The sequence below is a fragment of the Cognatiluteimonas weifangensis genome (assembly GCF_003416885.1).
Classification (GTDB): domain Bacteria; phylum Pseudomonadota; class Gammaproteobacteria; order Xanthomonadales; family Xanthomonadaceae; genus Cognatiluteimonas; species Cognatiluteimonas weifangensis.
Window position 1 is genome coordinate 1 of record NZ_QVPD01000012.1, and the last position, 24,899, is coordinate 24,899.

The 24,899-nt window shown below is 72.6% G+C and carries 20 protein-coding genes; 14 read left to right on the forward strand and 6 right to left on the reverse strand.

Features of this window, described 5'->3' with window-relative positions:
- Positions 1 to 606: 606 nt before the first annotated feature.
- The 9 genes from D0Y53_RS10535 to D0Y53_RS10575 all read left to right on the forward strand — a co-directional run bounded on the left by D0Y53_RS10535 (position 607) and on the right by D0Y53_RS10575 (position 13,006).
- A complete protein-coding gene (locus tag D0Y53_RS10535; protein WP_117203263.1) occupies positions 607 to 2,787 on the forward strand; it encodes a S46 family peptidase in 2,181 nt (726 codons plus the stop codon).
- Entirely contained in the window at positions 2,780 to 4,957 is a 2,178-nt protein-coding gene (locus D0Y53_RS10540) for a S46 family peptidase (protein ID WP_117203265.1), read from the forward strand. The genes D0Y53_RS10535 and D0Y53_RS10540 overlap by 8 nt, the downstream gene beginning before the upstream one ends.
- 245 nt (positions 4,958 to 5,202) lie before the next feature.
- Positions 5,203 to 6,768, forward strand: coding sequence for a phosphoglycerate dehydrogenase (serA, locus tag D0Y53_RS10545; RefSeq protein WP_158550642.1), 1,566 nt, complete (start codon positions 5,203 to 5,205; stop codon positions 6,766 to 6,768).
- Entirely contained in the window at positions 6,768 to 7,412 is a 645-nt protein-coding gene (locus tag D0Y53_RS10550) for a histidine phosphatase family protein (RefSeq protein ID WP_117203269.1), read from the forward strand. The genes serA and D0Y53_RS10550 overlap by 1 nt, the downstream gene beginning before the upstream one ends.
- A gap of 97 nt (positions 7,413 to 7,509) precedes the next feature.
- Complete coding sequence (gene folC / locus D0Y53_RS10555; protein ID WP_117203270.1) at positions 7,510 to 8,793, forward strand: bifunctional tetrahydrofolate synthase/dihydrofolate synthase; 1,284 nt, start codon at positions 7,510 to 7,512, stop codon at positions 8,791 to 8,793.
- Positions 8,794 to 9,098: 305 nt separating this feature from the next.
- Positions 9,099 to 10,097 carry an SPOR domain-containing protein gene (locus D0Y53_RS10560; RefSeq protein ID WP_117203272.1) on the forward strand — a complete coding sequence of 333 codons (999 nt, stop codon included), beginning with the start codon at positions 9,099 to 9,101 and terminating at the stop codon, positions 10,095 to 10,097.
- Between the two features lie 28 nt (positions 10,098 to 10,125).
- Positions 10,126 to 10,677 (forward strand): CvpA family protein, encoded by a 552-nt coding sequence (locus D0Y53_RS10565; RefSeq protein ID WP_117203274.1) that lies wholly within the window; start codon positions 10,126 to 10,128, stop codon positions 10,675 to 10,677.
- Positions 10,678 to 10,695: 18 nt separating this feature from the next.
- Complete coding sequence (purF, locus tag D0Y53_RS10570) at positions 10,696 to 12,165, forward strand: amidophosphoribosyltransferase (RefSeq protein WP_117203276.1); 1,470 nt, start codon at positions 10,696 to 10,698, stop codon at positions 12,163 to 12,165.
- 28 nt (positions 12,166 to 12,193) lie between these two features.
- Positions 12,194 to 13,006 carry a ferritin-like domain-containing protein gene (locus D0Y53_RS10575; protein WP_117203279.1) on the forward strand — a complete coding sequence of 271 codons (813 nt, stop codon included), beginning with the start codon at positions 12,194 to 12,196 and terminating at the stop codon, positions 13,004 to 13,006.
- Positions 13,007 to 13,125: 119 nt separating this feature from the next.
- On the opposite strand, the gene lpxH is transcribed toward D0Y53_RS10575, so the two are convergent.
- Positions 13,126 to 13,845, reverse strand: a complete 720-nt coding sequence (gene lpxH, locus D0Y53_RS10580) for a UDP-2,3-diacylglucosamine diphosphatase (RefSeq protein WP_117203281.1) — start codon at positions 13,843 to 13,845, stop codon at positions 13,126 to 13,128.
- Between the two features lie 187 nt (positions 13,846 to 14,032).
- Here lpxH and gltX point away from each other — a divergent pair, with 187 nt between their 5' ends.
- Together gltX and D0Y53_RS10590 are read left to right on the forward strand one after the other, a co-directional pair.
- On the forward strand, positions 14,033 to 15,433 hold the full coding sequence (gene gltX, locus D0Y53_RS10585) for a glutamate--tRNA ligase (protein WP_117203283.1): 1,401 nt from the start codon (positions 14,033 to 14,035) through the stop codon (positions 15,431 to 15,433).
- 31 nt (positions 15,434 to 15,464) lie between these two features.
- The gene (locus tag D0Y53_RS10590; protein ID WP_117203285.1) at positions 15,465 to 15,965 is read left to right on the forward strand and encodes a transcriptional repressor; all 501 of its coding nucleotides are present in this window, start codon (positions 15,465 to 15,467) and stop codon (positions 15,963 to 15,965) included.
- Position 15,966: 1 nt separating this feature from the next.
- Here D0Y53_RS10590 and D0Y53_RS10595 read toward each other — a convergent pair whose 3' ends face one another.
- Positions 15,967 to 18,066 (reverse strand): TonB-dependent receptor domain-containing protein, encoded by a 2,100-nt coding sequence (locus D0Y53_RS10595; protein ID WP_117203287.1) that lies wholly within the window; start codon positions 18,064 to 18,066, stop codon positions 15,967 to 15,969.
- A 72-nt stretch (positions 18,067 to 18,138) separates the two neighbouring features.
- On the opposite strand from D0Y53_RS10595, the gene D0Y53_RS10600 reads away from it, so the two are divergent.
- Together D0Y53_RS10600 and D0Y53_RS10605 are read left to right on the forward strand one after the other, a co-directional pair.
- The gene (locus tag D0Y53_RS10600; protein ID WP_117203289.1) at positions 18,139 to 18,552 is read left to right on the forward strand and encodes a MerC domain-containing protein; all 414 of its coding nucleotides are present in this window, start codon (positions 18,139 to 18,141) and stop codon (positions 18,550 to 18,552) included.
- Positions 18,553 to 19,433: 881 nt separating this feature from the next.
- Positions 19,434 to 19,622, forward strand: a complete 189-nt coding sequence (locus D0Y53_RS10605; RefSeq protein WP_117203291.1) for a 30S ribosomal protein THX — start codon at positions 19,434 to 19,436, stop codon at positions 19,620 to 19,622.
- Between the two features lie 82 nt (positions 19,623 to 19,704).
- On the opposite strand, the gene hutI is transcribed toward D0Y53_RS10605, so the two are convergent.
- Positions 19,705 to 20,934 (reverse strand): imidazolonepropionase, encoded by a 1,230-nt coding sequence (gene hutI, locus D0Y53_RS10610; protein WP_117203293.1) that lies wholly within the window; start codon positions 20,932 to 20,934, stop codon positions 19,705 to 19,707.
- A 78-nt stretch (positions 20,935 to 21,012) separates the two neighbouring features.
- Between hutI and D0Y53_RS10615 the strand changes: the two genes are divergently transcribed.
- Positions 21,013 to 22,395 carry a formimidoylglutamate deiminase gene (locus tag D0Y53_RS10615; RefSeq protein WP_117203295.1) on the forward strand — a complete coding sequence of 461 codons (1,383 nt, stop codon included), beginning with the start codon at positions 21,013 to 21,015 and terminating at the stop codon, positions 22,393 to 22,395.
- A gap of 182 nt (positions 22,396 to 22,577) precedes the next feature.
- On the opposite strand, the gene D0Y53_RS10620 is transcribed toward D0Y53_RS10615, so the two are convergent.
- From D0Y53_RS10620 to D0Y53_RS10630, 3 genes are all read right to left on the reverse strand, one after another.
- Complete coding sequence (locus D0Y53_RS10620) at positions 22,578 to 23,387, reverse strand: isocitrate lyase/PEP mutase family protein (RefSeq protein ID WP_117203297.1); 810 nt, start codon at positions 23,385 to 23,387, stop codon at positions 22,578 to 22,580.
- A 62-nt stretch (positions 23,388 to 23,449) separates the two neighbouring features.
- On the reverse strand, positions 23,450 to 23,953 hold the full coding sequence (locus D0Y53_RS10625; RefSeq protein WP_117203299.1) for a methylated-DNA--[protein]-cysteine S-methyltransferase: 504 nt from the start codon (positions 23,951 to 23,953) through the stop codon (positions 23,450 to 23,452).
- A gap of 31 nt (positions 23,954 to 23,984) precedes the next feature.
- Positions 23,985 to 24,866: a class I SAM-dependent methyltransferase gene (locus tag D0Y53_RS10630; RefSeq protein WP_199492047.1), complete on the reverse strand. Its 882-nt coding sequence runs from the start codon at positions 24,864 to 24,866 to the stop codon at positions 23,985 to 23,987.
- Positions 24,867 to 24,899 lie beyond the last annotated feature (33 nt).

Here is a 24,899-nt window from a genome sequence, read left to right on the forward strand (position 1 = left end):
GGGGTGCGGAGAGTGGACCATGGAGGGTCCACGACCCGACTTAAAGACAGGAGGTCGTCAGGAGGGCGCAGCACCCCCAGTCCGCCGGGCGGCGACTCCGTCCGAAGCCGGTCTCACAAGAGCAGCCACGACTTGCGTCGGGCCAGACATGGCCCACGACCCGACTTAAAGACAGGAGGTCGTCAGGAGGGCGCCGCAGTACCCCCAGCCCGCCGGGCGGCGACTCCGTCCGAAGCCGATCTCACGAACGCAAGCCACCGATGGTCCACGACTCGACTTGAAAACAGGAGGTCGTCAGGAGGGCGCAGCACCCCCAGCCTGCCGGGCGGCGACTCCCTCCGAAGCCGATCTCCAGAGGCAGACCCTGACGGCCCGTCAGGGCATGCATGGCCTGCGGCCCGATTGGAGGACAGGACGTCGTAAGGAGAGCGCACCACCCTCAGCCCGCCGGGCGACGCCTGCGTACGAAGCCGGTCCCCGGAGGTCGGGACGAACTCTTGTGCAAGGAAGTTGCGGGAAAACCGCGCCCATGACCCTCGGCAGTTGCCCATGCGACCCGGCTGTGGCTACTGTGCATGGTTTGTTTCCAGCCTTCGGGGTAATGCCATGCGCATCCGTTTCCTGGCCGCGGCGATCGCTGCGACCGCGTTCGCCACTGCGGCCCACGCCGACGAGGGCATGTGGCAACCCAGCCAGATGCCGCAGCTGGCCGCGCAGCTCAAGGCGCGCGGGCTGCAGCTGGATCCGGCGTCGCTGTCCGACCTCGCCGGCAAGCCGCTGGACGCGGTGATCAGCCTCGGCGGCTGCACCGCCAGCTTCGTCTCCCCGCAGGGCCTGGTGGTCACCAACCACCACTGCGGCTACGGCGCCATCCAGTACAACTCCACGCCCGAGCGCGACCTGCTGGCCACCGGTTTCGTCGCCGGCAGCTTCGCCGAGGAACTCCCGGCCGACCCCAACGCGCGCGTCTACGTCACCCAGGACATTCGCGACGTCACCGCGCAGATCAACGCAGGCCTGACCGCCGACATGGACGGCAAGGCCCGCTTCGACGCGATCGATGCGCGCAGCAAGGCGCTGGTGGCCGAGTGCGAACAGCCCGGCGGCCTGCGCTGCAACGTCTACAACTTCCACGGCGGCCTGCAGTTCTCGCTGATCCGGCAGCTGGAGATCAAGGACGTGCGCCTGGTGTACGCGCCGCCGGAAGCGATCGGCAAGTTCGGCGGCGACGTCGACAACTTCGAATGGCCGCGCCACACCGGCGACTGGAGCTTCCTGCGCGCCTACGTCGGCAGGGACGGCAAGCCGGCCGCGTATTCGAAGGACAACGTCCCGTACCAGCCCAGGAGCTGGCTGACGGTGTCGCAGGAACCGCTCCACGCTGGCGACTACGTGATGGTCACCGGCTACCCGGGGTCCACCAGCCGCTACCGCCTGGCCGACGAAGTGCAGCAGGCGATCCAGTGGCGCTATCCGACCCTGGTGCAGTACTTCAAGGATTACCTCGCCACCATCGAGCGCACCACCGCCGGCGACAAGGCCGCCGAGCTCAAGTACGCCTCGACCGTGGCCGGCATCAACAACGCGCTCAAGCTCTACCAGGGCCAGCTCGACGGCTTCGCCAAGATGCAGGACCCGGTCGGCATGAAGCGTGCGCAGGAAGCCGCGCTCAAGGCCTGGCTTGGCGAGCGTGGCGCGCAGGGGGCGGCGCAGGCCCGCGCGCTCGCCGCGCTGGAGCAGGAACTGGCGGCCGACAACCGGACCCGCGAGCGCGAGCAGTGGTTCGGCGCCGCGGTCGGCGGCGGCCTGACCGGCACCGCGGTGCGCCTGTACCGCAACGCGATCGAACAGGCCAAGCCCGATGCCGAGCGCGAAGCCGGTTACCAGGACCGCGACGCGCCGCGCATCGAAGGCGGCCTGCGCGCGCTCGACAAGCGCTACGACGCCCGGGTCGACCAGGCGCTGATGGCATTGCGCCTGCAGCGCTACGCCAGCCAGGTGCCCGCCGACCAGCGGGTGCCGGAACTCGACGCCTGGCTCGGCATCGGCGCCGGCGACCAGGCGATTGCGGATCTCGACGCCAGGCTCGATGCACTGTATGCCGGTTCCCAGCTGGGCAACGTCGATGCGCGCCTGCAGTGGCTGAAGGCCGACCAGGCCGCGATCGAGGCTTCGACCGACCCGGCGCTGCAGTTCGCGGTGCAGGTGATGCCGGCGTTGCTGCGTTTCGAACAGGACGGCAAGGCGCGCAGCGGCCGCATTTCCGCGCTGCGTCCGCAGTACATGCAGGCGATGATCGATTTCAACCAGGCGCAGGGCAAGCCGGTGTACCCGGACGCCAACAGCTCGCTGCGCATCACCTTCGGCACCGTGCGCGGGTATTCGCCGCGCGACGGTGTGGAGATGACGCCGTTCACCACCCTGGCCGGGATCGTCGCCAAGACCACCGGCGAGGAACCGTTCGTGTCGCCCAAGGCCGAGCTCGACGCGATCGCGCAGGGCCAGGGCAGCCAGTACCGGATGCCGGAACTCGGCGACGTGCCGGTCAACTTCCTCAGCGACGTCGACACCACCGGCGGCAACTCCGGTTCGCCGACGCTGAACGCGAAGGGAGAACTCGTCGGGCTGCTGTTCGACGGCAACTACGAGAGCCTCAGCGCCGACTGGATCTTCAATCCCGCGCTGACCCGCTCGATCCACGTCGACACCCGCTACATGCGCTGGGTGATGGACGAAGTCGACCACGCCGAGCGCCTGCTCGCGGAAATGGGGCTGTCGCATGACTGAGCAGAAGGCATTGTCGAAATCCTTGCGCGTGGCCGTGCTCGCGGCCGCCGCCAGCACCGGGTTCGCGGCGCAGGCCGACGAGGGCATGTGGATGCCGTCGCAGTTGCCGGGCATCGCCGGGCAGCTCAGGCAGGCCGGTTTCCAGGGCGATCCGGCGAGCCTGGCCGACCTCACCCGGCCGCCGATGAGCGCGGTGGTGTCGCTGGGCGGCTGCACCGCGAGCTTCGTTTCGCCCCGGGGCCTGGTGGTGACCAACCACCACTGCGCGATGGGCGCGATCCAGCTCAATTCCACCCCGCAGAACAACCTGATCGCCAACGGCTTCAACGCCGCCACCCAGGCGCAGGAAGTCTCGGCCGGGCCGGCGGCGCGGGTGTTCGTCACCACCGCCTTCGAGCGCATCACCGACCGCATCCTCGCCGATGCGCGCGGCAAGACCGGGCGTGCCTACTACGACGTCGTGGACGCGGCCAGCAAGGCCGTGGTCGCCGAGTGCGAGCAGGAGGCCGGCTACCGCTGCAGCGTCGCCAACATGTACTACGGCACCGACTTCTACCTGGTCAGGCAGCTGGAGCTGAAGGACATCCGGCTGGTGTACGCGCCGCCGGAAGCGATCGGCAATTACGGCGACGAGATCGACAACTTCATGTGGCCGCGGCATAGCGGCGACTTCGCCTTCTACCGTGCCTACGTCGGCAAGGACGGCAAGCCGGCCGCGTTCTCGGCCGACAATGTGCCGTACCAGCCGCCGGCGTACCTGACGGTATCCACCGATCCGGTCGCCGAAGGCGATTTCGCCATGCTCGCCGGCTATCCGGGCACCACCTACCGGCACCGCATGGCGATGGAATTCGCCGACCAGGTGCAGGCGGGACTGCCGTGGCGGGTGGACGTGCTCGGCGCGCTGATCGGCACGATCGAGAGCGCCAGCGCCGCCAGCCAGGACGCGCAGGTGCGCTATGCCTCGCAGCTGGCGGGCCTGAAGAACGGGCTCAAGCGCGCCCAGGGCGAACTCGACGGCCTGCGTCGCAGCGAGGCGGTACGGGTGCGGCGCGAAGACGAGGCCGCGATGCTGGCGTGGCTGGCGCGGCAACCCGACGCCGCCGCGACGCGCGCGGACATCGAAGCCGCGCAGGCGCTGATCGCGCAGTCGCACGCCAGCCGCGAGCGCGACCAGCTGTTCGGCCTGATGCGCTCGCAGACGCAGCTGCTCAAGAGCGCCTACCAGCTGCAGCGACTGGCGGCCGAACGCGGCAAGCCGGATCCGCAGCGCGAGCGCGGTTACCAGCAGCGCGACGAGGCGCTGATCGAAGGCGCGCTCAAGCAGGTGCAGCGTCGCTACGACCCAATGGTGGAGAAGGCGCTGCTGGCGGAACTGCTGCGCCGCTACCGCGCCTTGCCGGCCAACCAGCGCATCGCCGAGGTCGATGCGGTCTTCGGTCGCGACGCTGCCGCCACGCAGGCCGCACTCGACACGCTGTACGCGCAGACCCGGCTGGGCGAGGAGGCCGAACGCCTGCGCCTGCTGGCCGCGGCGCCGGCCGATGTCGCGGCCGCCGCCGACCCGCTGCTGCGCGCCGCCGCGCAACTGCTGCCGGCGGTGCTGCGCGAGGAGGACGCCGACAAGGCCCGCGGCGGCGACCTGCTGCGCCTGCGGCCGGCCTACATGCGCGCGCTGATCGGCTACCGCCAGTCGCAGGGCAGGGCGGTGTATCCGGACGCCAATTCCACACTGCGCGTGAGCTACGGCAAGGTCAGCGCCCTGGAGCCGCGCGACGGCGTGCATTACGTGCCGCTGACCACGGTGGCGGGCATCCTCGAGAAGCACACCGGGCAGGCGCCGTTCGACGCGCCCGCGCCGCTGCGCGAGGCGATCGCCAAGGGCGATTTCGGCAGCACCGCCGACCCGGTGCTGAAGACGCAGACGGTCGACTTCATGACCAACCTGGACACCACCGGCGGCAACTCCGGCTCGCCGGTGCTGGATGCGAGGGGTCGGCTGATCGGCCTGAACTTCGACAGCAACTGGGAAGCGGTCAGTGCCAGCTGGATGTACGACCCGCGCTACAAGCGCGCGATCCATGTCGACGTGCGCTACCTGCGCTGGCTGCTGGCCAAGGTCTATCCGGCGCCGCACCTGCTGCGGGAGATGAACCTGCCGGCGGAGTGAGCCGCTGCGGCGCGCCGCCGGGGCCGCGGGCGCGGCCGGGCGGCGCGCACCGCCCCCGGCGGGCGGGCCGGCGCGCCGCCGCTTGCGCCGGGGCCGGCGTCTGCTAGGCTGTCGCGATCGCGGATTCCCATGCCTGCCGGCCCCGTCTCCCGATGCGTGTTCCCCGTGCCGCAGCCGTTGCGGCCCGGATTTCCCGTCCGCCGGCGGCTTGCGTGTCCGTGGTCCCCACACCACAGGAGCATGCGATGAAAGTGCTGGCTTGCGATGGCATCCACGAGGACGGTCTGGCGTTGTTCCGCGACGCCGGCTGGGAGGTCGTGGTTTCCGAACCGTTGAAGGACCCGGCCGCGTTGTCGCGGGCGCTGGCGGGCGTGGATGCGCTGCTGGTGCGCTCGGCCACGCCGGTCGGCGCGCAGGCGCTGGAACACACCGCCGCGCTGCGGGTGATCGGGCGCGCCGGCGCCGGGGTCGACACCATCGACGTGGAGACCGCCACCGCGCGCGGCATCGCGGTGATGAACGCGCCCGACGGCAACACCCTGGCCGCCGCCGAGCACGCGCTGTCGCTGCTGTTCGCGCTCGCCCGGCACGTGCCCAGCGCCGATGCCGGGATGAAGGCCGGGCAGTGGCCCAAGGCCGGGCTCACCGGCTTCGAGCTGGAAGGCAAGAAACTCGGCGTGATCGGCCTCGGCCGGATCGGCGGCACGGTCGCGCGCAAGGCGCTGGCGCTGGGCATGGACGTGGCCGCCTACGACCCGTTCCTGCCGCCGTCGGCGGCCGCGCATGGCAGCGTGCCGCTGAAGCCGCTGGAGGAACTGCTGGCCTGGGCCGACGTGGTCACCCTGCACGTGCCGCGCACCAAGGACACCACGCACCTGCTCAACGCCGACACCCTGGCGCGGATGAAGCATGGCGCGTACCTGATCAACGCCGCGCGCGGCGGCCTGGTCGACGAGGCCGCGCTGCTCGCGGCGCTGGATTCCGGGCAGATCGCCGGCGCCGCGCTCGACACCTTCGCCACCGAGCCGCTGCCGGTCGACTCGCCCCTGCGTACCCACGCCAATCTGGTGCTGACGCCGCACCTGGGCGCGTCCACCGGCGAGGCGCAGCAGGCGGTGAGCACCATCCTGGCGCGCCAGGTGCTGGATTATTTCGCCACCGGCGCGGTCGCCGGCTGCGTCAACCTGCCGCCGCTGACCGCCGAGGCCGCGCGCGAGGTCGGGCCGTGGATGCCGCTGATGTCGGCGCTGGGCAAGCTGGCCGCACGGCTGGTGCCGGCGCCGGCCCGGCTGCACATCACCTACGCCGGGCGCAGCGAGGCGCTGGATTCGCGGCCGCTGACCCGGCTGCTGGTGGCGGCGCTGCTGGGCGGCGTTTCCACCCGCGTCACCCCGGTCAACGCGCTGCAGGAAGCCGCGGCGCGCGGCCTGGTGGTGGCCGAGACCGTCGGCGGCAACGGCAACGGCTTCGACCGCCTGCTGAAGCTGCGGATCGAGGACGAACACGGCGAGGCGCGCGAACTGGAAGCGACCCTGCACCGCGGCCCGCGGGTGGTGCGCCTGGACGGGGTGGAGATCGAGTTCGACCCGCAGGCGCATCTGCTGCTGATGCGCAACGTCGACCGCCCCGGGATCATCGGCCTGGTCGGTTCGCACCTGGGCGCGGCCGGGGTCAACATCGTCAACTTCTCGCTCGGCGCCAAGGGCGACGGCGAGGCGCTGGCCGCGATCACCGTCGACCGCCCGGTGCCCGAGGCGCAACTGGTCGCGCTGCGCGGCATCGCCGGGATGCTGTCGCTGGAGGCGCTGTGATGCGCATCCTGCTCGCCCGCCACGGCGAAACCGCCTGGAACGCCGAGGGCCGCTACCAGGGCCAGGAGGACATCCCGCTGTCGCCGGTCGGCGAGGCGCAGGCGCGGGCGCTGGGTGCGCGCCTGCGCGAAGTGCGCATCGACCGCGCCATCGCCTCGCCGCTGGGGCGCGCGCTGCGCACCGCGGAACTGGCGCTGGGCGAGGCGCGCGCGGCGATGCTGGCCACCGATCACGGCTTCATGGAAATCGCCCACGGCGACTGGGAAGGCCTGCTCGCCGGCGAGATCCACGCGCGCGACCCGGAGCGCGCGCGCGCCTGGCGCGAGGCGCCGCACGAGGTGCTGATGCCGCAGGGCGAATCGCTGCAGCACGTGCTCGACCGCGCCTGGCCGGCACTGCAGCGCGCCTGCGACGGCCTGGGCGACGACGACACCCTGCTGGTGGTCGCCCACGATGCGGTCAACCGCGTGCTGCTGTGCCGCGTGCTCGGCCTGCCGCTGGCGCACCTGTGGCGCTTCCGCCAGGCGCCGACCACGCTGAACCTGCTCGAGGGACCCGCGGTCGACCGCCTCGAGGTCGTCCGCCTCAACGACTGCAGCCACCACACCGCGCTGTTCGGCGAAGCCGTCCATCGCGCGCTGTGACCGACCTGCGGCTCGGCGCCGCGGGGCGTCGCCCGCGGTCCCGTCGTGTCGCCCGCAATCGCGCGAGGCGGGCGCCGACCCGCCCTACAATTGGCGCATGACGCGATCGCTCGCCCAATGGCTCGACTACATCGAGCGCCAGCATCCGCAATCGATCGCGCTCGGCCTGGAGCGCGTGCGCGCGGTCGCGCAGCGGATGGGCCTGCAGCATCCGGCGCGCCGGACGATCACCGTCGCCGGCACCAACGGCAAGGGCTCCACCGTCGCCTTCATCGAGGCGATCGCGCGCGCCGCCGGCTGGCGCGTGGGCGCCTACACCTCGCCGCACCTGCTCGCCTACAACGAGCGCGTGCGCATCGACGGTACGGTCGCCAGCGACGCCGAGCTGGTCGCCGGCTTCGACGCGGTGGAGGCGGCGCGCGTCCTTCGACAGGCTCAGGATGATCGGGATGTGCCGCTGACCTATTTCGAATACGGCACCCTGGCCGCGCTGTGGCTGTTCCAGCGCGCGCGGCTGGATCTGGCGGTGCTGGAGGTCGGCCTCGGCGGGCGCCTGGACGCGGTCAACCTGATCGATGCCGACGTCGCCGTGGTAACCACGGTGGACATCGACCACGTCGACTGGCTCGGCGCCGACCGCGAGGCGATCGGCAGGGAGAAGGTCGGCATCGCGCGGGCCTGGAAGCCGCTGGTGCTGGGCGAGGACGATCCGCCGTCGAGCGTGCTCGGCCATGCCTACGCGATCGGCGCGGCGACGATCCGCGCCAACTGCGATTTCTTCTTCGAGCCGGTCGATGCCGGGCACTGGCGCTGGCGCGATGTCGGCCGGTGCGACCTGCTGCCGCTGCCGCGGTTGGCGGGGCCGGCGCAGCTGCGCAACGCCGCCACCGCGATCGCGGCGCTGCGCGCGCTCGGCAAGCCACTGTCGCGCGCGGCCGTGGCCCGCGGTGTCGCCGAGGTGCAGCTGCCCGGGCGGCTGCAGCGCTTCGAGCGCGACGGCGTCGCCGTCGTGGTCGACGTCGGCCACAACCCGCAGGCCGCGCGCGAGCTGGCCGCCTGGCTGCGGCAGGCGCCGGCCGCGGGGCGCACGCATGCGGTGTATGCGGCGCTGGGCGACAAGGATGCCGCCGGTGTGGTCGCCGCGCTGGCCGACCGGATCGACCGCTGGTATCTGGCCGGGCTGGTCGAGGCCGGGCCGCGCGGGTTGGCGGTCGATGCGTTCGCGCAGCGCCTGGCCGGCACCGCGGCGGCGGCCGGCGAACGCCATGCCGACGTGGCCGCGGCGCTGCAGGCCGCGCTGGCGCAGGCGCGGGCGGGCGATCGCATCCTGGTGTTCGGGTCGTTCCACACCGTGACCGCGGCGCTGACGGCGCTGGGGTGAACCCGAACGAACTTCCCCTCGCGTCCCGAGTGTCGCGGGGCGAAGGAATGCCGCTTGACGGTCTGCGAAGTGGAGACTGGCGCCTGCAACCCGCAGGCGCAGCGCGGGCCGAATGTCTCGGGAATGATCACTCCCTGCGCAGTGCCTGAGAGCCCGTGTGCGCAGGGATTCGCGCGTGCGGCGTGCACGCGCGTTCAGCTGGCGCATGGCGACGCGTTGTCCAGCGTCGCGGGCGGGCTCGGTCCCGGCGCGGCCTGTCCCTGCACGGCTATAATCCGCGTGCCTCCCGCAGCCTGCGAGCGCCGATGGACCCCGGACTGAAACAGCGCCTCGTCGGCGCCGCCGTACTGGTCGCGCTGGCGGTGATCTTCCTGCCGATGCTGGTGCAGGGGCCGGCCCCGGACAGCGGCGTCGCCGACGTGCCGTTGTCCATGCCCGAGGCGCCGCCGGACCAGTACGAGACCCGCGACCTGCCGCTGGTGACACCGGCCGCCGCACCCGGCGACAGTGCGCTGGGCGTGCCGTCCGACCCGACCGCGGCCGATGCGGCCAGCACGACGGCACCGCTGCCCGAGACCGCGCCGGCCCCCGCCGTCCAGGCCCCGCCGCCGGCCGACGCGGCCCCCGCGACGACGGCGCCCGCGGTCGTCAACGGCGAGATGTTCCCCGCGCCCACCGCCGGCGGCGACTACGCGGTGAGCTTCGGCAGTTTCACCACCGCCACCGCGGCCGATGCCGTGGTCGCCTCGCTGCGCGCCTCGCAACTGCCCGGCTATCGCGAGCCGGCGCAGGTCGACGGCAAGCCGGTGCAGCGGGTGCGCATCGGCCCGTACGCGACCCGCGCGCAGGCCGAGGCCGCGCGCCTGCGCGCCGCACATGTGCGCGACGACGTCGATGCGCGCGTGGTCGCGCTGGATGCCGAGCGCGCGGCCGGCAAGGCCGCCGCCGCGCCGGCCGCGCCCAGGCCGGCGGCCACGGCAGCGAAGCCGGCGGCCCCGAAGCCGGCGATCCCGAAGCCGGCGATCCCGAAGCCGGCGATCCCGAAGCCGGCGATCCCGGCCGCGGCCGACACCGGCTTTGCGGTGCAACTGGCCGCTTTCAGCAAATCTGCCGATGCCGTCGCCCTGCGCGACCGCGCCCGCGCCGCCGGCTTCAGCGCCTTCACCGAAACCGTCGCCACCGACAGGGGCGCCTTGACCCGGGTGCGGATCGGCCCGGTCGCCAGCCGCGCCGACGCCGAGCGCTTGCAGGCCCAGGTCCAGGCCAAACTCGGCGTCGCCGGCATCGTCCGTCCGCACCCGTGAGCGCTCGCCACGCCCGCACCGGCCCGCCATGACCGCCACCGACCTGCTGCTGCTCGCGGTGATCGGCGCCTCCACGCTGCTGGGGCTGCTGCGCGGCTTCGTCGGCGTGCTCGCCTCGCTGCTGGCCTGGGTGCTCGCGGGCTGGGCGGCGTTCCGCTTCGGCGCACGGGTGGCGCTGGCCCTGGCCGGCGGCGCGGAACCCGGCGCCGGGCAGTTGCTGGCGGGCTACGGACTGAGCTTCCTCGGCGTGCTGCTGTTCGTCGGCGCGGTCGGCTGGGCGCTGCGCAAGCTGCTGCATTCGGTCGGCCTGTCGGGCATGGACCGCGCGCTCGGCTTCGCCCTGGGGCTGGTGCGCGGCGGCTTCGTCGCCTGCGTGCTGGTGCTGCTGATGGGTTTCACCACGTTGCCGCGCGAGCCCGGCTGGCACGCCTCGCAGGTGGTCCCGGTGCTGCTGCCCGGCGCGCAATGGCTGCGCGGCTGGTTGCCGGCGTGGGCCGCGCAACGGATCGATTTCGGCGGCACCCGGCCGCCTTCCCTCGACACCGGCGACGCTCCCGCGTTGCCGCAACCCGGCGTCTGACGCCCCGGAGAGCCTGACATGTGCGGCATCATCGGTATCGTGGCGACGCAGGACGTCGCGGCCCAGCTGTACGACGGCCTGACCGTGCTGCAGCACCGCGGCCAGGACGCGGCCGGGATCGCCACCGCCGACGGCACCCACCTGCGCGTGCACAAGGGCAACGGCCTGGTGCGCGACGTGTTCGACGCCGGGTCCATGCGCCAACTCGAGGGCCGCGTCGGCATCGCCCACTGCCGCTATCCGACCGCCGGCAGCGAAGGCCTGGACGAGGCGCAGCCGTTCTACGTCAACTCGCCCTACGGCATTGCCCTGGCGCACAACGGCAACCTGATCAACACCGACGCGCTGCGCCGCGAGGTGTTCGAGCAGGATCGCCGCAACGTCAACACCGAGTCCGACTCGGAAGTGCTGCTCAACGTGTTCGCGCACGAGCTGGACCTGCAGAAGGCGCTGACCCCGGAGGCGGTGTTCCGCGCGCTGGAGGGCGTCAACCGGCGCGCGAAAGGCGGTTACGCGGTGGTGACCGCGGTGCTGGGGCTGGGCCTGGTCGCGTTCCGCGACCCGCACGGCATCCGCCCGCTGGTGCTGGGCAAGCGCAGCACCGCTGGCGGCGACGAATACGCGGTGGCGTCGGAGTCGGTGGCGCTGGACATCCTCGGCTTCGAGCGCCTGCGCGACGTCGCCCCCGGCGAGGCGCTGGTAGTGACCGCGCGCGGCGAGCTGTTCACCCGCCAGTGCGCGCCGCCGCAGCAACACGCGCCGTGCATCTTCGAGTTCGTGTATTTCGCGCGCCCGGACTCGATGATGGACGAGGTCTCGGTGCACAAGGCGCGCATGCGCATGGGGGTCAAGCTGGGCGAGAAGATCCTGCGCCTGCGCCCGGACCACGATATCGACGTGGTGATCCCGATCCCGGACACCTCGCGCGACGCCGCACTGGAGATCGCCAACGTGCTCGGGGTGAAGTACCGCGAGGGCTTCATCAAGAACCGCTACGTCGGCCGCACCTTCATCATGCCGGGGCAGGGCCAGCGCGCGCAGTCGGTGAAGCGCAAGCTCAATCCGATCCCGCTGGAATTCCGCAACCGCGTGGTGCTGCTGGTCGACGACTCGATCGTGCGCGGCACCACCTCCAGGCAGATCGTGCAGATGGCGCGCGAGGCCGGTGCGCGCAAGGTGTACCTGGCCTCGGCGGCGCCGCCGGTGCGCCACCCCAACATCTACGGCATCGACATGCCCTCGGCCGACGAGCTGATCGCGCACGGCCGCAGCGAGGAGGAAATCCAGCAGCTGCTGGGTTGCGACTGGCTGCTGTACCAGGACCTGGCGGACCTGGAGGAGGCGGTGTCCGGGCCCAAGCAGCTGATCGCGCACTTCGACTCGTCCTGCTTCAACGGCGAGTACGTGACCGGGATCGAGCCGGGCTATTTCGAGCGCATCCGCCAGCTGCGCTCGGACGAAGCCAAGAAATCCCGTCGCGTCTCGTGACGCCCGTGCGGCAGCGGCCGCCGGCGCCATGACGCAGTCGCTGTTCGACGCCGCCCGCGCCTGTCTCGACGCCGCCACGCCCGAGGCCAAGCTCGCCGCGACCCGGGACGCGGCGGCGGCGTTCGCGCGCGGCGCGCTGGCGCTCCCGGCCGACGCGTCGCCACCGCAGCCGATCCGCATGCCCGGGCGGCCGCCGCGGCCGCGCCTGGTGCATCCGCGCGAACTGCCGCGGCGCGGCTTCGGCAGCGACGCGGGCCGGGCGGCGTTCCTGCACGCGGTCGCGCACATCGAGTTCAACGCCATCGACCTGGCCTGGGACGCGGTGTACCGCTTCCGCGGCCTGCCCGCGGCGTACTACGCCGACTGGGTCGGCGTCGCCGCCGACGAAGCGCGCCACTTCGGCCTGCTGCGCGCGCGGCTGCGCGCGTTCGGCCACGACTACGGCGATTTCGACGCCCACAACGGCCTGTGGGAAATGGCGGAAAAGACCGCCGCCGACGGCCTGGCGCGGATGGCGCTGGTGCCGCGGGTGCTGGAGGCGCGCGGGCTCGACGTGACCCCGGGGATGATCGCCAAGCTGCGCCAGCTCGGCGACGACGCCAGCGCCGACATCCTCGCGCTGATCCTGCGCGAGGAAGTCGCGCACGTCGCCGCCGGCTCGCGCTGGTATCGCTGGCATTGCGCGCGTGCCGGCGTCGAGCCGGTGCCGCGCTTCCGCGAACTGCTGCGCGAATTCGCCGGTGGCGTGCTGCACGGGCCGTTCAACCACGCGGCGCGGACCGCGGCGGGTTTCGATGCCGCCGAGCTGGCCGCGCTGGAGCAGCTGCAGCCGCCGTCCTGATGCCGGAGCGTTCCGCGGGCGCGGCGCCGGCCGCGATGACCTGTCCCCGTGCCTGCGCCGCCGCCTCCGTACCGTGCGCCAGCGCGGCCGACGCCCGTCCTGGACTCCCGGGGACGACGCTACAGGGTTGCCAATCGCGCGCCGTCGGCATCCACCCGCAGCACCGAGCCTTGCGTGTACCAGTCGCCGAGCACGATGCGGGTGCCGCCGGCGTCCGCGTGCACGGCCGGGCGGTGGGTGTGGCCGTGGATCATGCGGTCGATGCCGTAGCGGGCGAAGGTCGAGGCGACCGTGGCCGCGGCCACGTCGGTGATCGTCTCCATCGTGCCGGCCGCGCGCAGGCCGGACTGGTGGGCGCGACTGGCCGCGCGCGCCTGCTGCGCATAGGCCAGGCGCGCGGCCAGCGGCTGCGCCAGGAACTGCGCCTGCCACGCCGGGTCGCGGGTCTGCGCGCGGAACTGCTGGTAGGCGACGTCGTCGGTGCACAGCAGGTCGCCGTGCAGCAGCAGCGTCGGCCGGCCGTCGAGCACGATCACCGCGGGGTCGGGCAGGATCGTCATCCCCGCGCGGCGCGCGTAGTCCTGGCCGAGCAGGAAGTCGCGGTTGCCGCGGATGAAGTACACCGGCACCCCGGCCGCGCGCAGGTCGCGCAGTTTGTCGGCGACGAAGGCGCCGATGGCGGAGGGATCGTCGTCGCCGACCCAGGCTTCGAACAGGTCGCCGAGGATGTACAGCGCATCCGCCTCGCGCGCCTGGGTGTCGATGAAGCGACCGAACAGCTCGGCGATCGCCGGGCGTTCGGCGTCCAGGTGCAGGTCGGAAATGAACAACGTCGTCATCGCGCCATTGTAGGGCCGGCCCGCGCCGCGCCGGGGTGCGTGCGGTGCAGCGCAGCCGTCGCGGGTGTCGGGCCCGTGCGCGGCGGGGGCGCCTGGTGCCGTGCGCCGCACCGGCACGGGTGCCGCGGACGGCCCGGGGCCGGGCAGGTCCGGTAAAATCACCGGTTCCCCGCTTCCGGTCCCGCGCATGTCCTGCCGCACCCGCTTCGCCCCCAGTCCCACCGGCTACCTGCACATCGGCGGCGCGCGCACCGCGCTGTATGCCTGGCTGGAGGCGCGCCGGCGCGGCGGCCAGTTCATCCTGCGGATCGAGGACACCGACCGCGAACGCAGCACCCAGGCCGCGATCGACGCGATCCTGGAGGCGATGGACTGGCTCGGCCTGGACTACGACGAAGGCCCGATCTACCAGACCCAGCGCCTGGACCGCTACAAGGAAGTCGCCGAGCAGCTGGTCGCCGCCGGCCACGCCTACTACGCCTACGAGACCCGCGAGGAGCTGGAGGCGATGCGCGCCGCGGCGATGGCCGCGCAGGAAAAACCGCGCTACCACGGCGCCTACCGCGATGCCAACGCCGGCTGGCGCGACGACCCCAACCGCGTGATCCGCTTCAGGAACCCGCTGGACGGCGTGGTCGCCTGGGACGACAAGGTCAAGGGCCGCATCGAGATCGCCAACGCCGAGCTGGACGACCTGGTCATCTTCCGCAGCGACGGCTACGCCACCTACAACTTCGCGGTGGTGGTGGACGACATCGACATGGCCATCACCGACGTGGTCCGCGGCGACGACCACGTCAACAACACCCCGCGCCAGATCAACATCTACCGCGCGCTGGGCGCCGACGTTCCGGCGTTCGCGCACCTGCCGATGATCCTGGACGAGCACGGCGCCAAGCTGAGCAAGCGCACCGGCGCCGCCGACGTGATGCAGTACCGCGACATGGGTTACCTGCCGCACGCGCTGCTCAACTACCTGGTGCGGCTGGGCTGGTCGCACGGCGACCAGGAAGTGTTCTCCATCGCGGAAATGCAGTCGCTGTTCGCCCTGGCCGACGTCAACGCCAAGGCGGCGCGGCTGGACATCGCCAAGCTCGGCTGGCTCAACCAGCAGTACCTCAAGCACGACGCGCCGGAGGCGGTCGGCGAGCACCTGGCGTGGCACCTGCGCCAGGCCGGTTACGACCTCGCCCGGGGGCCGGCGCCGGCCGCGGTCGTCGTCGCCCTGCGCGAGCGCGTGCAGACGCTGCGGGACATGGCCGAGCGCGCCGCGGTCTGGTACCAGCCGCTGACCGTTTACGACGAGAAGGCGGTGGCCAAACATTTCACCGCGGCCGCGCGCGCGCCGCTGGCCGAAGCCCGGCGCCGGCTGGCGGCGCTGGCCGACTGGAGCGCCGAGGCGATCGACGCCGAACTGCAGGCGATCGCGCAGGCGCTGGAACTGGGCATGGGCAAGGTCGCGCAGCCGCTGCGGGTGGCGATCACCGGCACCCAGGTCAGCCCGGACATCGGCCACACGGTGGCGCTGGCGGGGCGCGAGCAGGCGCTGGCGCGGATCGACGCGGCGCTGGCGCGGCTGCCGGCTTGAGTCGCGCGCGCCGCGGCACCATCATCGGGGCATGCCCCGGCATGCCTGCATCGACCCCCAGCACCACGTCCACGACGCCGAGGCGTTCGTGGCCGCGGTCGAGGCCGCCTGCCGCGAGCGCGGCCTGCGCCTGACCCCGATCCGCGCCCGCGTGCTCGGCCTGATCGCGCAGGACGGCAAGCCGGTGAAAGCCTACGACCTGCTCGACCGGATCCGCGCGGGCAACCGCGACGACGACGCCGGCGCCGGCGCCGCGGCCCCGCCTACCGTCTATCGCGCGCTGGATTTCCTGCTCGCCAACGGTTTCATCCACAAGCTCGAATCGGTCAACGCCTTCGTCGCCTGCCACCATCCCAGCACCGCGCAGCATTCGGTGCCGTTCCTGATCTGCGATCGCTGCCACGCCGCGGTGGAGCTGGAGGACAAGCAGGTGGTCGCCGCGCTCGACGAGCGCGCGCGTGCGCTCGGCTTCGTGCCGCAGGCGCAGACCCTGGAAGTGCACGGCCTCTGCGCCAGGTGCAGCAACCTGTAGATCAGAAGAACATCCGCACCCCGGCCTCGATGCCGCGGCCGGGCAGTGGCGCCAGGTCCTTCAGGAACGAGGTGTGCGGGCGCGCTTCCTCGTCGAGCAGGTTGCGGCCATCCACGAACAGCTCCCAGGCGTTGCCGCCCCTGGTGTCGGAATGCCAAGCGAAGTGCGCATCCACCAGGGTGTAACCCGGGGTGACGGTCTCGAACTCCGCCACGCGGTCCTGTTCCATGTAGCGGGTCGCACCGAGCGATGCGCGCAGCGCGTCGCGCTCCCAGCGCAACTCGCCGCCCAGGCGCGCCGGCGCGATCCGCGGCAGGTTGCCGCCGTCGACCAGTTTCGCGCGGACCGCGTCGCCGAACAGGCGCAGATCCCAGCGCCCGCTGGTGTTGTCGGCCAGCGCCCACTCGAGTTCGGCCTCGCCGCCGGTGAAGCGCGCGTCGGCCTGGCGCCACTGCTGCACCGGCAGGTCCTCCTCGACGAGGCCGGTGCGCGCGAGGTAGATGAAGTCGTCGTAGGCGACGCGGTACACCGCGGCGCGCAGGGTCAGCGGGCCCAGGTGCCAGTGCGCGCCGAGTTCGGCACGGTTGGCGGTCTCCGGATCGAGCGCGGGATCGCCCTGCTCGACGCTGCCGGTGGCCACGTGCAGGCCGTTCGAATACAGCTCCTCGGCGGTGGGCGAGCGCTGCGCGCGGTCGAGGCCGAGCGCCACGTGCAGGTCCTCGCCGAGTTCCCATTCCAGCGATGCCGAGGCGCTGGTGGTATCGAACTCGCGGTCGGGGCCGATCGCCAGCGCGTCGTCCACGTCGATGCGGTTGCGGTCGTGGCGCACGCCGAGTTGCAGGCCGAGCGGGCCGAAGTCGCGGTTGCCGATCCAGAATGCGCCGATGTCGCGCGATTCCGAACCGGGCACGAACGCCTCCGCGCCCACGGCGGCGAAGTCGCGCTGCGACCACTGCAGGCCCAGTGCGCCTTCGAATCCGGCCAGCGGCCGGTGCACCAGTTCCACCCGGCCCTCGGTGCTGTCGTTGTCGAACACGGTGCCGACCGCGCCGTCCTCCAGCTCGGTGTGGGTGTAGGCGGTGCGCGCCAGCTTCACGCGCAGGGTCTGGAACGGGCCGAGCGCGTCGAGGCCGCCGCGCACTTCGCTGCGGCGCTGGTCCATGACCACGCGCACGCCTTCGGCCGCGCCGCGCTCGTCGTGCCCCTCTTCCGCGTGCTCGTCGTGCTCCTCGCCATGCGCATGGCCGGGGATGCCGTAGCGGGTCGAGTACAGGCTGTAGCCGGCGCCGAGGAAGCCGCGGCTGCCGATCCACGACATGCCGAGCGCGGCGCCGTCGGTGCGCAGGCCGCTGCCGGGCAGCACGCCGGCCTCGTCGGGGTCCGGCGTTTCGCCTTCTTCGGCGAGCAGGCGCGCGCTCTCGGCGAACCCGGGGATCTCGTAGTCGCCGGTCTCGCGGTGCAGCGCGTCGAAGTGGAATGCGAAATCGCCGGCGCCGCCGTCCAGCCGCAGCATCCCGCTGCGCGCATCGTTGACGGTACCGGCGCGCAGCTCGGCGCGGCCCTGCAGCGGCTGGACCGGCTGCGCCTCCGGAATGCGGCCGTCGACCACGTTGACCGCGCCGCCGATGGCGCCGCTGCCGTAAAGCAGGGTGGCCGGACCCTTGAGCACTTCGATCTGGTCGGCCAGGAACGGCTCGATCGTCACCGCGTGGTCGGCGCTGACGGTGGAGACGTCGCCAGAACCGAGGCCGCCGCTGAGCACCTGCACCCGCGCGCCGTCCATGCCGCGCACGATCGGGCGGCCGACGCCGGGGCCGAAATACGACGACTGCACGCCGGGCAGCCGGCCCACGGTCTCGCCCAGCGAGCTGGCCTTGGCCGCGTCCAGGCGTTGCCCGGCGAGCACCTCGACCGGCTGCGCCAGGCTCTCGGCGGTGTCGGGCAGCGGGGTGGCGGTGACCTCGACCGTGTCCAGGGTCTTGGGTTCGGCATGCCGGGGGTCGGTCTGCGCGGGCGGGTCGGCGGCCCAGGCCAGGGGTGCGGCCAGGGCCAGGACGAGGGCGAGGGCCAGGGGGGCGGGGCGCAGGGGACGGGACGGCATCGGCGGGTGGACGTGACGGGCGGGATTCGAATGTTATATTATTACCTCATGAGCGTTGCTCCCCCGGAAGTCATGCGTCGATCCCGTCGCGCGTTCGGCAGCGCCGACCGCTTCGGTTTCCTCGCGTCGTTCCTGTGCGCGATCCACTGCGCGCTGCTGCCGTTGCTGATCGCGGCGCTGCCCTCGCTCGGCGTCGCGGTCTGGCTGGGCGAAGGCTTCGAGGAAGGTTTCGTGGCGTTCGCGACCCTGTTCGGCCTGTTCACCCTGGTCTGGGGTTATCGCCGCCACCATCGGGTGCGGGCGTTGTGGCTGCTGCTGCCGGGGCTGCTGGCGCTGTGGCTGGGGGTGCTGTACGCGCCGCTGCACCATGCGTTGCTGGCGCACGCGGTGGTGATGACCGTCGGCGGCACCCTGGTCGGCCTCGCGCACCTGGCCAATCTGCGGCTGCACCACTGCCACGTCCACGGCGCCGGCTGCGCGCATTGATTCCATGCGGCGCACGGGATCGGTCCCGGTAGGAGTCGTCGTCGTCCCCGCGAAGGCGGGGATCCAGCGCCTTTACGTCGGGCGCGTCCATCCGTGACCTGACCTCGGGAGATCGGCTTCGGACAGAGTCGCCGTCCGGTGGGCTGGGGGTGCTGCGCCCTCCTGACGACCTCCTGTCTTTAAGTCGGGTCGTGGGCCATCCATGGCCCACTCTCCGCACCCCCAGCCCGCCGGGCGGCGACTTGGCGAGATTGGAGGTCATCGCTTCGTGGGGCTTTTCTACAAGCGCCAACTCACTGCCCGGAAGCCGGTGGCCCGGCCTGTGCGGGACCGTCGGCGGCATGGATGCCGCCGAGGAGCCTACAGGGACGTATTCACGGCGTGTCCCGCACAGGCCGGGCCACCGGCTTCCCCCCACGGAAGCTTCCGCGCTTGAAGGAAGATCTACACGGCGTGTCCCGCACAGGCCGGGCCGCCGGCTTCCCCCACGGAAGCTTCCGCGCTTGAAGGGAAATCTACACGGCGAGTCCCGCACAGGCCGGGCTACCGGCTTCCTCCGCAGAAGCTTCCGCGCTTGATGGAGATGTTTTCGCGCCGTGTCCCGTCCCGCATAGGCCGGGCCGCCGGCTACCCGCAGAGGTCCCGCGCTTGGGAGACGAAGGAATGCTGCCGCCGAGCTTCCAGGGGGCGGATTCATGACGTGTCCCGCAATGTCACCGCGTGTCCCGCACAGGCCGGGCCACTGGCTTCCCCCAGAGGTCCCCGCGCCGGGGGCTTGAGGGCGCAGGCCGGGCGCAGGCGGCGCCGGAGCGCGTGCTAGAATTCCGACCCTCGCGCGCGTCGCGATCCCCAATCGAACACGAGAATCTCAGGAGCACGACATGGGCAAGGGCGACATCAAGACCGCCAAGGGCAAGCGCAGCAAGTCCAGCTACGGCAACGTGCGCCCTCATGCCGCAGCCAAGGCCGCCGGCGCGGTCAAGGCGCCGGTGGTGAAGAAGGCTGCGACCCGCACCGTGGCCAAGGCCCCGGCGAAGAAGGTCGTGGCCAAGAAGACCGTCGCCAAGTAATCGCCGCCGGCGCGGCTCCGCGCAGGCTGCAACGAAGCCCCGCACTGCGGGGCTTCGTCGTTTGCGGGGCTGGCGAGCGCGCTCAGGCCACGCGCCGGCCGCCGGCGAAAACCGCCGCCGCGAGCTCGCCCCCCAGCCAGTAGCCCAGTTCCGCCGGCTGGCCGATGCGCCAGTGCACGAAGTCCGCGCGCAGGCCCGCGCGCAGCACGCCGCGGTCGTCGCAGCCCAGTGCGCGCGCGCCGTGCAGGGTGGCGCCGCGCAGCGCTTCCTCCGGCGTCAGCCGGAAATGCGTGCACGCCAGCTGCATCGCCTGGCGCAGCGACAGCAGCGGCGAGGTGCCGGGATTGCAGTCGGTGGCCACCGCCATCGGCACGCCGTGCGCGCGCAGCTGCTGCAGCGGCGGCAGCGTGGTTTCGCGCAGCACGTGGAACGCGCCGGGCAGCAGCACCGCGACCGTGCCGGCCGCCGCCAGCGCGCGCACGCCGGCGTCCGAGGTGTGCTCGATGTGATCGGCCGACAGGCCGCCGAATTCCGCCACCAGCGCCGCGCCGCCGAGGTCGCTGAGCTGATCGGCGTGCAGCTTGACCGGCAGCCCCAGCGCACGCGCGGCTTCGAACACGCGCCGCGTCTGCGCCGGCGAAAAGCCGATGCCCTCGCAGAACGCGTCCACCGCGTCCACCAGCCCCTCGGCGTGCAGCCGCGGCAGCCAGTCGAGCACCGCGGCGATGTAGCCGTCGCCGTCGCCGGCGTATTCCGGCGGCAGCGCGTGCGCGCCGAGGAAGGTCGCGCGCACCTCGATGCCCAACTCGGTGCCGATGCGGCGCGCCACCCGCAGCAGCTTGCGCTCGTTGTCGTAGTCCAGGCCGTAGCCGGACTTGATCTCCAGCGTGGTGACGCCGTCGCGCAGCAACGCGTGTGCGCGCGGCAGCGATTGCGCCAGCAGCGCGTCCTCGCTGGCGGCGCGCACCGCGCGCACGGTCGAGAGGATGCCGCCGCCGGCGCGGGCGATGGCGGCGTAGTCGGCGCCCTGCAGGCGCTGCTCGAATTCGCCGGCGCGGTCGCCGGCGAACACGACGTGGGTATGGCAGTCCACCAGTCCGGGGGTGATCCAGCCGCCGTCGAACGCGAGCACCTCGCGGGCCAGCGTCGCTGGATCGCCCGGCAGGCCGGCGCGCGGGCCGACGTACGTCAGCCGGCCGTCGCGCCAGCCCAGCGCCGCGTCCGCGATCGCGCCGTAGCCGCTCGCGGCGTCCAGCGTCGCCAGCGCCATGCCCGTCGCCAGCCCGTCCCACTGCTGCCTGCCTGTCGTCATGGCGGCGATTCTACAGAGGCCGGTTGCGGCGGCCGCGGGGCAGTCGCATTGCCCCGGGCGGCGGGAGACAATGGCCGCATGCAGACCATCGACGCCGCGATGTTGTGGACGCCTGCGGGCTGGCGCAGCGATGCCGGGTTCGACTGCGACGGCGACGGCCGCATCCAGGCGCTGGACCGCGCCGAGCCGACCGCCGGCGCCGGCTGGATCGTGCCCGGCATCCCCAACCTGCATTCGCACGCTTTCCAGCGCGCGATGGCGGGGCTGGCCGAGCGCCGCACGCTGGACGGCCCCGCGGGCGCGGCGCCGCGCGATGCGCACGACTCGTTCTGGACTTGGCGCGAAACCATGTACCGCATGGCCGCGCGCTTCGATCCCGACACGCTGCACGCGGTCGCCGCGCAGCTGTACGTCGAGATGCTGGAAGCCGGCTACACCAGCGTCTGCGAATTCCATTACCTGCACCACGCCCCGGATGGCAAGCCGTACGCCGACCCGGCGGCGATGTCGCGCGCGCTGATCGCCGCCGCGCGCGAGGCCGGCATCCGCCTGACATTGCTGCCGGTGCTGTACATGAGCGGCGGTTTCGACGGCCGCGCGCTGGGCGAGCGGCAGCGCCGCTTCGGCCACGATGTCGATGCCTTTCTCGCCCTGCTCGAGACCCTGCGTAGCGCCGAGGACGCCAGCCTGCGCATCGGCTGCGCGCTGCACAGCCTGCGTGCGGTTCCGGCCGACGCCATGCGCGCGCTGCTGGCGGCGTTGCCGCGCGCGCTGCCGCGGCACATCCACATCGCCGAACAGGTCGGCGAGGTCCAGGACTGCCTCGCGCTGCGCGGCGCGCGCCCGGTGGAATGGCTGCTCGCCAACGCCGAGGTCGACGCGCGCTGGACCCTGGTGCACGCCACCCACCTGGACGAGGCGGAAGTGCAGGGCATCGCCCGCAGCGGCGCCACCGTGGCGCTGTGCCCGACCACCGAGGCCAACCTCGGCGACGGCCTGTTCCCGCTGCGCGACTACCTGGACGCCGGCGGCGCGTTCGGCATCGGCTCGGACTCGCAGATCTCGGTGTCGCCGGTGGAGGAACTGCGCTGGCTCGAGTACGGCCAGCGCCTGGCCACGCGCCACCGCAACATCGCCGTGGACGGCGTCTCCCCCAGCGTCGGCGAGACGCTGCTGCGCGGCGTGCTGGCCAGCGGCGGCCATGCCAGCGGGCAACCCGTCGGCAGGCTCGAGCCCGGCGCCTGCGCGGACTGGCTCGTGCTCGACACCGACGCGCCGCAATTCGCCGGCGTGCAGGCGGCCGATGCGGTGGACCGCTGGCTCTTCAGCGGCAACCGCAACCTGGTGCGCGAGGTGCACGTCGGCGGCCGCCGCGTGGTCGCCGAGGGCCGGCACCTGGCGCGCGAGGCGATCGCAGCGCGCTACCGCGAAACGCTGCGGACGCTGCTCGCGGCGGCGTAGGCGCGGCGTCGGCTGCGAATGCGGCGGTTACCGGTGGCGCGCGAAGCGCCATCTCCGCCACGGTGAACACCCTACCGGCCTGGCAGGTCCGAATATTGTCGTCATCCCCGCGAAAGCGGGGATCCAGCGGCTTGAAGCGGGGTGACTTCAAGCGCGCGGCAGCAACGCCGGCCGACGCACACCTACCGCGGCGTCGGCACGGCGAACAGACGGTTCATTGTGCCGTAGTCCAGGGGCGCGGCGTACAGCGACGCGAAGTCGCCGCCCAGGCACGCCATCGCCGCCTGCTGGCCGGCAGCGTAGGCCACCTTGAACAGGCCCGGGCCGGTGCTGACGCGGCACACGCCGGCGGCCTGCAGTTCGGCCAGCGGCGCCAGCCCCGGCACCGTCATCAGGTTCAGCGCCAGCGGCACCGCCGCGGCGATCCGCGCGGCGTCCGCGGCCGCGGTCAAGCCCGGCACGAAGCCGCCGTCGGCGCCCGCGTCGCGGTACATCGTCAGGCGCTGGATCGTCGCCGCCACCGCGGCCTCGCCGCTGGCCAGGCCGCGCAGGTAGACGTCGGTGCGCGCGTTGATGAACGCCGGGGTCGGCCCCAGCGCGGCACGGATCGCGCGGATCTTGGCCGTCAGCAGCTCCGGCGCGCCGCCGCCGTCCTCCAGGTTGAAACCGACCACGCCCAGGCCGACGACCTCGGCCGCGAGCGCGGCGACCGCCGCGGGATCCTCGCTGTACCCGTCCTCCAGGTCGACCGTGACCGGCACCGAGCACACCCGCACCAGGTCCGCGCAGGAGTCCAGCAGCACCGTGCGCGGCAACGCGCCGCCGTCGGCGTAGCCGCGCGACCAGGCCACGGCCGCGCTGCTGGTGGCGACCGCGGGCGCGCCAAGTTCCTGCCACAGCCGCGCGCTGGCGGCGTCCCAGGCGTTGACCAGCAACAGCGGCGTCGCGGCGCGATGCAGGGCGACGAAGCGGGCGTGGGCGGTAGCGGTCATCTTCGATCCTCGTGAGTGTGGCCAGGCCGATTCCCGGCACTGCGTGGGCGCGATGGCTGCACCTACGTCGCAAACAAATCCTCGCGCGCCAGCGCGCCCTCCAGCCGCAGCAGGAAACGCTTGATCGGCAGCCCGCCGCCATAGCCGGTCAGGCTGCCGTCGGCGCCGATCACGCGGTGGCAGGGCAGCAGGATCGACAGCGGATTGCGGCCGTTGGCGGCGCCGACCGCGCGGGTCGCGCTGGGCTTGCCGATGCGCGTGGCCAGTTGCGCGTAGCTGATGGTGTGGCCGTAGGGGATGTTGGCCAGCTCCCACCACACCTTGCGCTGGAATGCCGTGCCCTGCGGCGCCAGCGGCAGCTCGAACTCGCGGCGGGCGCCGGCGAAATACTCGTCCAGCTGCGCGCGGGTGGCGACCAGCACCGGGTCGCGCGCGTCCTGGCGCCAGTCCGCCCCGAGCGTCAGCGGGGCGAGCGGCGGGTCGAATTCCAGCAGCCGCAGGCCGTCGTCGCCGGCGGCCAGCAGCAGCCGGCCGACCGGGCTGTCGGTGTGCAGGTAGCGGATCATGCGAGGGGCGTGCGCGCCGCGTGGCCGCGGCTCAGTCCTCCTGCGGCGTCGGCACCGTCGGCGCGTCAGGCGCGGCAGGCGTCACCGGCGCGCCGTGCTCCATGTTCTTCATGTCCTTGACGTCGGGGGTGTCGCCGGCGTGGTGCGCGTGCGCGTCGTCGGGCGCGGCCTGCGCCGCGGCCGGCTTGCGGAACTTGTAGACGAACTGGTCGGTGCGGCCGCGGATCGCGTCGTCGAACACCTTCAGCGTGTGGTCGTCGGCCGGGCTGCGCAGCACGGCGCTCTCGCCGACGTACTCGAAGCCGGCCGCCTCGACCTGCTGCCGCACCAGCGCCGGGTCGATCCGGTGCAGGGTCTCGGTGTCGCGCAGGCCGGAGCCGGCCTCGGCGACGTGGTCGATCACGAGGTAGGTGCCGCCCGGCTTGAGCGCGGCGAACACCGCCCGGTTGAGGATCGCCGGATCGGTCGGCCCCATGAACTTGTCCGGATAGTCGTGGTAGTTCTGCGCGGTGAACGCCACGTCCACCGGCGTCGGCACCGCCAGCGCGGCCGCCGGCTGCACCAGTACCCGGATGTTGGGATGGCTGTCGGGCAGCGTCATGGTTTCTTCCGAGTATTTCTGCATCGGCTCGGGCACGGCCGCGTACAAGGTGCCTTCCGGGCCGATGATCTTGCTGAAGACCCGGCTCCAGTAGCCGCTGCCGGGCACCAGCTCCAGCACGCTGTCGCCGGGTTTCACCCCGGAGAAGGCGACGATCTCGGCGATGTGGCGGCGGCTGTCGTCCTTGGCGTCGTCGGCGCGCGCCGGATCGGCCACGGCCGCGGTCACGTAGTCGGGCAGGGCGGGGGCGTCCTGCGCGGCAACCGGCGCGGACAGGACCATGCCGATGGCGAGGGGAAGGATCCACTTCATGGCGGTGCTCCTTGGAGGCGGGGCGCCTACTTT